The organism is Ignavibacteriota bacterium, from assembly GCA_016218045.1.
Taxonomy (GTDB): domain Bacteria; phylum Bacteroidota; class Ignavibacteria; order SZUA-365; family SZUA-365; genus JACRFB01.
On sequence record JACRFB010000001.1, the window covers coordinates 278,514 to 288,972 of the forward strand.

General features: G+C 51.1%; 8 protein-coding genes. 1 reads left to right on the forward strand and 7 read right to left on the reverse strand.

What is annotated here, in order from left to right; all coding sequences use genetic code 11:
• Positions 1-121 precede the first annotated feature (121 nt).
• Positions 122-2,278 carry a hypothetical protein gene (locus HY962_01050; protein ID MBI5645490.1) on the reverse strand — a complete coding sequence of 719 codons (2,157 nt, stop codon included), beginning with the start codon at positions 2,276-2,278 and terminating at the stop codon, positions 122-124.
• Between the two features lie 188 nt (positions 2,279-2,466).
• Between HY962_01050 and HY962_01055 the strand changes: the two genes are divergently transcribed.
• The gene (locus tag HY962_01055) at positions 2,467-4,884 is read left to right on the forward strand and encodes a carboxypeptidase-like regulatory domain-containing protein (GenBank protein ID MBI5645491.1); all 2,418 of its coding nucleotides are present in this window, start codon (positions 2,467-2,469) and stop codon (positions 4,882-4,884) included.
• A gap of 161 nt (positions 4,885-5,045) precedes the next feature.
• Here HY962_01055 and HY962_01060 read toward each other — a convergent pair whose 3' ends face one another.
• The 6 genes from HY962_01060 to HY962_01085 all read right to left on the reverse strand — a co-directional run bounded on the left by HY962_01060 (position 5,046) and on the right by HY962_01085 (position 10,437).
• The gene (locus HY962_01060) at positions 5,046-5,978 is read right to left on the reverse strand and encodes a hypothetical protein (GenBank protein MBI5645492.1); all 933 of its coding nucleotides are present in this window, start codon (positions 5,976-5,978) and stop codon (positions 5,046-5,048) included.
• A 66-nt stretch (positions 5,979-6,044) separates the two neighbouring features.
• A complete protein-coding gene (locus HY962_01065) occupies positions 6,045-6,779 on the reverse strand; it encodes a glycosyltransferase (protein ID MBI5645493.1) in 735 nt (244 codons plus the stop codon).
• A 76-nt stretch (positions 6,780-6,855) separates the two neighbouring features.
• Entirely contained in the window at positions 6,856-7,719 is an 864-nt protein-coding gene (locus HY962_01070; protein MBI5645494.1) for an LD-carboxypeptidase, read from the reverse strand.
• A gap of 84 nt (positions 7,720-7,803) precedes the next feature.
• On the reverse strand, positions 7,804-8,694 hold the full coding sequence (locus HY962_01075) for a 4-hydroxy-tetrahydrodipicolinate synthase (GenBank protein ID MBI5645495.1): 891 nt from the start codon (positions 8,692-8,694) through the stop codon (positions 7,804-7,806).
• A complete protein-coding gene (gene dapB, locus HY962_01080) occupies positions 8,675-9,436 on the reverse strand; it encodes a 4-hydroxy-tetrahydrodipicolinate reductase (GenBank protein MBI5645496.1) in 762 nt (253 codons plus the stop codon). Before dapB ends, HY962_01075 begins: the two co-directional genes overlap by 20 nt.
• Positions 9,433-10,437, reverse strand: a complete 1,005-nt coding sequence (locus HY962_01085; protein MBI5645497.1) for a M20/M25/M40 family metallo-hydrolase — start codon at positions 10,435-10,437, stop codon at positions 9,433-9,435. Before HY962_01085 ends, dapB begins: the two co-directional genes overlap by 4 nt.
• Positions 10,438-10,459 lie beyond the last annotated feature (22 nt).

The following is a 10,459-nucleotide window of genomic DNA, read 5'->3' on the forward strand; positions in this document are numbered from 1 at the left end:
CAAGCCGTCGAGGGCACGACGAAGTGATGGTTAAAAAGATGCAAACCTGCGGATTGTGTAGGTCATACAAGTGCGTTGACACAGGGGGATACTGATGGAACGCCCGAGTGGTTGAAAAAGTTCAGCGTGCGGTCGAGGTGCTTAACTGTGTGAGCAAGTCAACGATTTGCGTCCGGAGCTGGTCTGAAGGCGACAATCGGAGCGCCTCTTCGAGGAGTGTTTTTCCGCGTGGATCACGAAGCACGAGATACCCATATCCCATTAAGAACCGCAGTTCCGAGTCCTTGGGGTACTCTGTACATGCATGCCTGTATTCCGACTCCGCCTCTGACACACGACCGAGCATCAACAGTGCATTGCAGCGCAGAGCGGCGAGCTTCCCTGTGCCAAATCCCGAACGGGCAGCGATTCCTATTTCCCTCTCCGCACGATCGTAATCCTCCGCTGAAAATGCATCCATTCCTCGGACGATGCTCGCAGCCGCCCGCAAGTTATAACGGTGCTCAATGCGTGACACTACGTCCATCAGTGCAGGGTGAGCCTGCTGAAAATACGACTGGTAGACTACCGCAGCGGCCAACGAATCGATACCCTGCATCGTGATAGCATAATCGCGGCTGATTCCACGCCGTCGCAACCTCTCAGCGTCCGAGGACAGGTGTTGAAGCATCCATCGTGCGTGCGGAGTGAACACCAACGGATTTTTCGATGTCTCAACCATCACAGTCGAGAGAAACAGTCGGTAGTGTTCAGCGTATCCAAGCCGCTCTATCATGCGCTTCTCGATTCGCAATTCGTTCTGATAATCTCCGATGTGCAGATAGTGTTTTCGTAGAGTTTCAAACCCGCTCAGTGCGTAATCGGCATACATGCTCTCGGAATCCAATTCCACAATGTCCTCGAATCGCCGGGTTGATGATTCCGTCGACACGTTTCCCACAATCCAAGGAAAGACAGCTATCATGGAAAGGAGGGCCAGGGCGTTGACCGGACCACGCCTGTCAGGGTAGTCATGTACTACAAGGTGAAAGGCAAGGAACGAAAGGAACACGCCAAGAGGCGCTGCCAAATCCCAATCCCTTGCCCATCCAAACCCTGCATTTGCGAATACAAGAAACATGCTGTAAAAAAAGAATGCCAGTCCCAGGAATTGTACCGCGGGAGAGCCCTCCCCCTCCGTTTTCCGCAACCAGATACGTCGAAGCAGGAGATAGAACAAGGACGCAGGTGCCATCAAAAGTGGAAGTTGGAAAAGATCCGACAAATGGGCAAGAGACAACAGCGTGTAGCTCTGGTCACCCGCACCAGATGTCATTGTTATCGCCGGGATCACAATCCGTCCATCCTGCTTCCACAGTCCCGAAATCCAGTACACGGAAATTCCGAGCACTAGAATTGCCGCACAACCCAATATCAGAGTTTTGGACAAAATCCGTCTGGGAGGCCCGCTACGCGACGAATGGAGGAGGAGATACAGCAACGAGGGCAGAAGGGCGATCGTCGAATAGTGAGCCCCGCAGGCGGCAATACATGCCAAGACGGCCGGCCACACTGATCCGCCATCCAACGCGCGGAGAGCAAGGAGGAGATAGATGAGCGTGCAGACATACACCGGTGTGTAAAATTCGACATACCCGAAAAAAAATAAGGTGCCCGCATTCCCAAGTACGATCATCAGGAGCGGCAACCGGCGCTCCTTTGACGGAATCCACCACAGAGCCAATATAGCAGCTATCGCCAGCACGACAGACAGGATATGGAAGGGAAAGGTGCTGGTTTCCGGCATCGACAAGCCTACTGTGTGCAGGATCCAGGGTGTAGACCGCGCGATGAACACGATGGCAGTCCCTGCAATTGGAGCTGATCGGATATTGTTCAGAATCTCGCTTGTATATGATTCCTGCTGGCCGAGCTTGTACACCTCGGGAACTATGTTATTCCCATCGCCGTAGAAGAAGGTCTTCATAGGAAACAGCACTATACCAAGAAGCAAAACTCCTGCTATGATCCAAAAAACGGTGCTTTCGCTGCGGCCACGACCATCTATCGTGCCGTGCAACCGTTTGTACACTGCTGGATGGAAAAGGAGCAGCATTGGAGCGGTGAGAAACAGCGCGCTAAACCAATCCATCGCAGCCAGGATGTTAATGCCCCAAAGACGAGTCTGTGCGAGAAGCAGCCCGGCGATACGCGTCGACATCACGAGTAGTATGAGAATCACGATGACGATCGGGATGGCGGGTCGTTCGACTGAAAACGGAGGTGCTTGTCTTTTCATGTGATGTCTCATCGATGATCGAGGAAAACTCCCCGCAATTTGGAAAAAAAACCAGTAGGCAAATAATTTCAGCAAGAGTACAATGCCTTCGACGGATTTTGTATCATTACGAAACCGCCCGTATGGTTATTCGTAGACGTCGTTCTTTCTCGAATGAGTTGAACCACCTTCACCTACAGTTATATCTGATGCGCCTTCTCGCCTTCGTGTTACTCTTCTCCTCTGCAGCCCTTGCGCAAACCACTGTGACTGGCGTCGTGCTCGAAAGGGGAAGCGGTCAGCCCCTGCAATTCGCCTCAGTACGTGTCGAAGGCGAGGCCACGGGAAGTACTACTGACCGCAAGGGACGGTTTACCCTCCATCTCGATAAGGGCAGACACGTCATTATCGCGAGCTATATCGGGTACACGAGTGAAAGGAAAGTGGTCGAGAGTCTTGGATCGCCATTGGAACTGACATTTCATCTCCTCGAGAGTCGGATCGAGATGCCCGAATTTGTCGTCACCCCAGGCGACAATCCCGCGCTCGCAATTATCAAACAAGCCATTGAAAGCAAGGAACGTCGCAAGGAGCGCCTGCTAAATTATCGTCTCACATCCCACTCAAAACTTGTTGTCATGATAGATAAACTCGACGGCGGAATTGTGGATGTGGGTGCGGGCAACGCTCGCATGGCTCAATTCTCCGACAGTGGAGCGACAGCTATTCTAGAAACTCAAACTGATGCGTTCTGGGCCCGCCCAGACCGCTACAAAGAAATCATCAAGGCACGCAAGCAGACGGCAACCATTCCATCCCGTTCGAATATTCTGATAAGCTCGTTCTTCATCATTGATTTTTCAAGCGATCTGCTGCAACTCAGCGACAGAGCCAAGGTTGTCGGACCGATATCCAACGCAGGGCTTCGCAACTATGATTATACACTCACAGGCACGACACTTCTGGACGGTGCACGCCTGCATGTGATCACCATAAAACCTCTGAACGAGAACGATCCGCTACTTGAAGGAACACTGTATATCGCAGATGGTAGCTTTGCTCTCGCCATGGTTGATGTGCGATTGAACCAGGCGGCAAAACCCACCTTCTTCAAAGATTTGCGTTTCCGCCAGAATTTCCGCCTGTTTGAAAACTCGTTCTGGATGCCGACCGATGTCGTGGTGGATGCATCCGTGGAAATTTCGATGATTGTCAACCTGAAGATGAGAATCGACGGATTTTCTGTATTGCAGGATTACGTGATCAACGACGACAGCACAGAGACCGTTTTCGACCGAACTCGAATCAAGGTCCTGAAAGAAGCGGATGAACGGGATTCTCTGTATTGGTCCATGAATCAAAAGCTCATCAATTCGGACCAAGAGTTGGATGCCTACAGGCGCGCGGATAGCATGAAAGCTATATTCGACGAGACGCGGAACGATTTCGCGCTCACGGATGCCATCTTTGGGAAGTCACTCGTATATGACAGAACCCGCGTGACTCTGCCTGGACTTCTCGGTCTCTATCACTTCAATCGAGTCGAGGGTCATGCTCTTGCATTCAGCACGTCCGTCGTTCGTCCCATCACGACACTCGAGCGAATTCGGGCTGGCTTCGGATACGGCTTCCAAGATTCGAAACTAAAGTGGGATGCAGAATTTGCTGTCGAGCCTGCCGACCGTCTCACTCTCCGGGTTGGAGGATTCGACCGTCTTGCGCCAATAGACGAGGGCACGAGCATGCTCTCAGAGTTTAATACCACTGTTTCGAATCTCTTTACGAAATACGATGACAAGGATTATTTCCGAACGATGGGTGTGAGCGGCTCAATCAGCACCGATCCGCTCCTGCTTCTCCCTCTTACCGTGACTGTTATCCATCAGAAGTACTTTAGTGTCCCGAAGAGTACTGAATGGAGTATCGCGCGCAGATCCTGGAACTACCGGCCCAATCCACCAGTGAACGACGGAACCATCACTTCGTTCGGCGCGGCCATCAGTTTCGACGACAGGCTTCTCTTCGACAATGCCGGTGAGATTCGCCGCTTTGGAATGCGTCGGCATGTGCCCACGCTGAGATACGAATACAGCGTAATGGATCTCAGCGGCACGGCGTCTTCATTTTGGTTTCTGTCCTTTTCGTTAAACGGTTCATTCGACCTCGACCGTTTTGGTGCACTAAGCTATCGGCTTTCGGCCGCCACAAGCTCTGGTGGCGTCCCAACCCAGAGGATTCTGTCACTCACAGGCAGCGTGCCCTATTTGGCTGATTCGTGGAGATTCCGAACACTGCAGCCACGTGAATTCGGCGGGGATAGGCGCCTGACATTATTTCTCGAGAACGATTTCGGTGATCAGATCTTCCGTTGGCTGCACATCCCACTTCTAGAGAGCAGCGGTTTTGGTTTGCGTGTTTTCGCCTCCGCGGGCTGGACGGACTTGCGTTCGGAGTCGCGGATGTATCAAACAGTGCCTGTTTTACAAAGCACCGTCCCAATGTACGAGGCAGGATTCTCTGTCGACCGAATCCTACTTGTGTTCCGGGTTGATTTTGGGTGGCGACTCTCCCATTTCCATCAAGGACGCAATTTTTTCGTCGGTATCTCGACACCCCTGTCATTTTGACACCTTCATTGCGTCAAACTGTCGACAGTATGCGCGCATCGGGAAGTGAAGACGCGTGTTTTTGTTAGGAAGCTCCTTTGGATATTTCGGAAGAAGAGCCGCTGAACTGATCGCCTCGGAGAATCATACGACGGTCCGAAGGCGTGACAGACATAGCGCCATCAATCTCCAGATCGGAAGGCGAGAGCGTGTCGCGGAAGTGTCTGCCGCATGTGCATGTCCGCGAATCTCCAGGAATGAACGGCGTTTCTTGCGAGTACCACCGTGGGAAATGAATTCGATATTCCGATTTTCTTAAGAACGTCGACAAAGTGTTCAGCCCGATCGATGTTCCCCTTCTGGCCATCAAAGGCAGCCGATTGTACATGGAAACTCATGGATTTCAGATATCGCAAGGATTCCCCGCGTGCCGTGGCGATGATATCTGTTGGATTCCATTTTTTCATGAACTCAACATCCCTTGGACGTCCGAACACAGGGTCGAAAAATTCGGGTGTCATCCACGCGGCATCTATGCCCTTTGTTTCAGGGCGTGGATCGACAAGAGCACGCCACATGTGGGTTCCATCGTAGCATCCTGCAGATACGAAAAGATGCGGGTTGCGTGCAACGCAAAGCATTGCCGTCCATCCTCCCAGTGAAAACCCATCAACGGCTCTTTGTGACCTCCGAGGAACTGCACGAAATCGCCGTTCGACGTGCGGGATTAGATCGTTGATAAAGTAGGACGCGAAGCGTCCTGTACCGATGCCCTTTTTATAACGTGCCAGTTCAGGTGCCCGCATATCCACGCCGAGCCCTGGAATCGAATTGTCCTGAGATGAAAGACCGGGCATCACGACGAGCATAGGCGTGATTGCTCTGGACGCAATCAGCTCATCGAGGGTATCGACGATGGAACGTCCGCCCCGAGTCGTGTCTTCATAGGGATTCGTCCATTCTCTCTCATGTCCTCGGAACAGGTAAAGAACCGGATATGACATACGCGAGGTTGCATAGGCGTGAGGCAAGTAGATTCGATACTGTTTCAGAATCCCCAATGCCTTGCTGCGGATCCCGACAGTCTCAACAATGCCACCAGTATTTTTTTTCATTTATTCGAATGCACTGTTCGCATCCGGAACCAGAATGAAGCTGCTACTCCTTGAAGCAGCGAGGAATCAGCGCTTCCGAAGCGGGCGGTATTTTCCCTGCCAGAAGTTTATTCTCACCCGCAAGAGACCCTTGATGTCATCCACGGCAGTACGGACAATCTTCACGCGTGTGTCGAGATCCTCAATCCACTTCACAGGTACATCAAATATTTTATAGCCGCATTTCTCGCCGATGATGAGTAGTTCGGAATCAAAAAACCAGACGTTGTCTTCGATTGCAGGGAGTAAAGTATCAATCACCCGCCGCGTGACAGCCTTGAATCCGCACTGTGCGTCAGAAAATCGCGTGAAGAACACCGCCTTCACCATCACATTATATGTCCGAGAAATGAACTCACGCTTGAAGCTTCGAACGGTGTTGGCACCTTTCATCAAGCGTGACCCTGTCCCGATGTCGTAGCCTCCATGTGCCAGCGCACGTACCATGGGTGGAAAAGATTCCAGATTTGTTGACAGATCTACATCCATGTAACTGCAGATGTCTGCATCCGAACCGATCCAGGATTGTTTCAAGGCCCTGCCTCGGCCCTTTTGTTCAAGGCGGCGATACTGGACCCGATTGAATCCCGATACTAGTTCGCGGGATACTTCAGGGGTCCTGTCGATCGACGCGTTGTCCGCGATTTCGATATGCCAATCAAAATCGGAGAGCTGCGCTCCAAGAAAGGCGTGAAGAGCCGGGATGCTGACCGGGAGAGCTTTTTCTTCGTTGTAGACAGGTATTGTAACGAGGAGTTTCATGTGCCCGTAGCGGAATAGTGAAACGTGCAGACAAAAGTAGGTCGACGGCTTCGCTTTTCCAATGCTCGGCGTCGTGTCATGCCACGACAGGATGGACTGCGTGCAGCAGACATTTATGTGCGTTCAAACGAACGCGCGCACCCATGGGAAGGGTGATTTTTGGATTATCATGTCCCACAGGAAGTCCACAGACTGTAGGGATGCCCAAGGGCGAAGAAAATTCACGCAGAACCTCCTCGAGCTCGCGCGACGTCCCGTCTTCAGGAATGTTTGTGAAACGCCCGAATATTAGAGCCCCGATGCGCTTCAGAATGCCTGCATTGGACAGATGAGATAACATTCGGTCAATTTTATACACATTTTCACCAACATCCTCTAACACGAGTATCGAATGTTCCCACTTGGGCTCGTATGGGGTTCCGATTACTGTCATCAATACCGCGAGATTCCCTCCGAGCAAGGTGCCCTCACAGATCCCAGGAACCAGACAGCATGCTCCAGGCGTCAATGCCGGATGATACAAACGGTAGCGGGAAAATGGCTTTGTGAGCAGTGGCCAGAAGGCATGCTCGGTAACTTCGTCCATCCCTTTCCAAAAATCAGCCGCGACCATCGGGCCGGCAAAGGTGAGCAACCTGCATTTCGTCCATAAGGCGGCATGAAGTGCGGTGATGTCGCTGTATCCGACAAAGATTTTTGGATTCCGTCGAATTGTTGCATAATCGAGCAACCGCAGTATCCGCCCACTCCCATAACCGCCCCTGAGGCAGATAATCGCATCCACGGCGGGATCAGCGAACATGGCATTTATATCAGCAGCGCGCTGTTCGTCCGTGCCGGCGAGATATCCTTCCGAACTATCGATACTTGCACCTCGTGCCACCCTGAAACCCAGGAGCAGAAGATACTCGATCCCCTTTTCAATTTTATCACGATGCAACGGAGGACTGGCTGGTGCTACTATTCCGATGCAAGCCCCAGGTGTAAGCCGATGAGGGATACGAACTGCTGGATGAGACATTTTCTATGAAAGAAGTCCCAGTTCAGTTAAAACGATCCGAAGTGTATTTCGGGTCGAATCCTGTGGGAAAGACATAGGTAGGCGATACGATTCCTCGAGCAAGCCCATGAGTGCCATCGCGGATTTTACCGGAATTGGATTCGATTCAATAAAATTCGCATCCATCAACTCAAGTAGCTTGTAATGCATCTCCCTCGCTGCATCAAAGCGGCCGGCTAAGGCATCGTGTACGAGTCGCGCATACTCTCCCGGTACTTCGTTTGAAACAGTGGAGATCACTCCATCGGCACCAGCAGCGATTAATAGGAGTGCAAGATTATCGTCGCCCGATAACACGTGGAATCCTTCCGGGCGTCTCCGCATGAGGTTCATTATCTGGGCCGGATTTCCAGACGCTTCCTTTGTTGCAACGACATTCGGTAGCTGCGCAATCCGTAGCTGCGTGTCAGCAGTCATATTGCACCCAGTGCGACCTGGCACATTGTAGATAATCACCGGAATGGTTACCTCTTTGCACAGCGCTTCATAATGTTGGAACACTCCCTCCTGACTCGGCTTGTTGTAATACGGTGTCACAACAAGCACGGCATCAGCCCCGAGCGATGCAGCAAGAGATGCAGTTTCGATCGTTTTTCTGGTCGAATTCGAACCTGCGCCTGCTACGACCGGGATTCGTCCAGCGGCCGTTTTCACAACTGTATCAACAACGACGCGGTATTCTTCCGTTGACAAAGTGACAGCTTCGCCGGTTGTTCCACACGGAACCAGCATATCTACACCGCCGTCAATTTGTCGCTCTGCTAACTTTGCGATTCTGTCCACATCAAGATCACCACTTCGCGTGAATGGAGTCACAAGAGCAGTACCAAGTCCTTTAAATGGATTCGATGTCATCAAACATTTCCTCGATTGAAAATATTCCTTGTTTTCCATGTATCCACGACGCTGCCAAAAGCGCCCCTTCGGCAAATCCCTGTCGTCCTCGAGCGGTATGCTTTAGGGCAATTGTGTCCGCTTGTGAATCCAATACAACCACATGTTCCCCTGGTGTAAAACCAACACGGCTCGATGATATTAGCAATTCGTTCTTGTTTGGTGCTCTATCTGGACGCTCCGTTGAAAGCATGGTTTTTCGCGGAAGAGTCCTCATAATCAGTTGAGCGAGCCACAACGCTGTTCCACTGGGGGCATCCTTTTTTGCAACATGATGTGTCTCCTGAATTGCCACATCATATTGCTCGTACGCTCTTAGAAGAGAGGATGCATATTCGACGAGTTTCGTGAAAATTCGCACACCGACCGAATAGTTGGCTGCGTGGATTAAACCAATGCCATGTTCCTCAATGATCCGGGATACTTCACCATAACTATCTTCCCATCCCGTGGTTCCGACAACAATGTTTTTCCCTGCTTGAGCACATAGAGCAGTATTCGCTACGACAGCATCCGGCGAGGAGAAATCAATGCACACATCAACGGAAGATAAATCTGCTTGTGATACATCGCCTGCGTCTGCATCGTGCAGCTGGTCGATGATAACTGCAATCTTAAAGCCTGCCGTCCTAGCTGCAGCTTCTATTTCCTTTCCCATCCTTCCATAACCTATGAGCGCCAAGATGGGCATTTCTTCATTCACAAGTCACCGTCCGTTTCAAGAATGTGATAAAGTTCCGTATAGAGCATGATCGCCGTATCAATGTCAGAAAGTCGAATTTTTTCTGAATTTGTGTGCGCGTCATGTATGGAACCTGGTCCTAAGAGGATAGGCGTACCAATAGTACGGAGGTACGGAACATCTGTTCCGAAAGAGACGCCTTTGCTTTGGTAACCGGTTGGGACATACATATGCTGTGGTTCATTTTGTGCACCTATGTTGACCTCAGCCCTTCCTGCAACGATATCCATGACTTGTTTTTTACGTCGCTCCAGAGAATCTACAAGTCTATGAACGATTCGGGCAGTTGCACGAGGTGCAAGGACATTTGGTGCAATTCCCCCCTGTAAAACACCCACATTTATTGTGGAATCTCCCAGTACAAAGTCATGTCCCCAAGATGCAGTACGAAGATCCTGTATCACATCCAGTAACTCATGTAAAGCCGAGTGCCCAAACTCGGGATATGCAGAATGAGCCGAGATCCCTTCAACAGTGAGCTCATATGAGAATACACCCTTATGTGCGGAGACAAATGTATTGTCCGTTGGTTCTCCAACGATAATATATCCGGCGCTACGCCCGGATGCAGCCGCGTGTTTAGCGCCAACACTATCTGTTTCTTCTCCAACAACGAACAGATACGAGCATCGTTTTCCCTCTGCGATGAGGTGATCTCCCGCACCAAGCATAGCCACAATAATTCCTTTGGTATCGCATGCTCCTCGACCAAAGAGGTAGCCATTTTCACTACGCGCTGGAAAATGGGGCGGGACTGTGTCCAAGTGGGTGCAAAAAGCCGCGTGGGGATTATCCTGCCAATTGACCCAAAGATTCCACCTAGAATCGCTCACATACTGACGAATTACATCATCACCACGTGCTCTGCAGTAGTTTTCGAGCAGCACTGATACCGCAGCTTCCTCGCCTGTGATGGAGGGTGTATTGACAAGTTGCGTAAGGAGGTCGAGAGAATGATCCATATTTCGAATCTACTGTTGACCC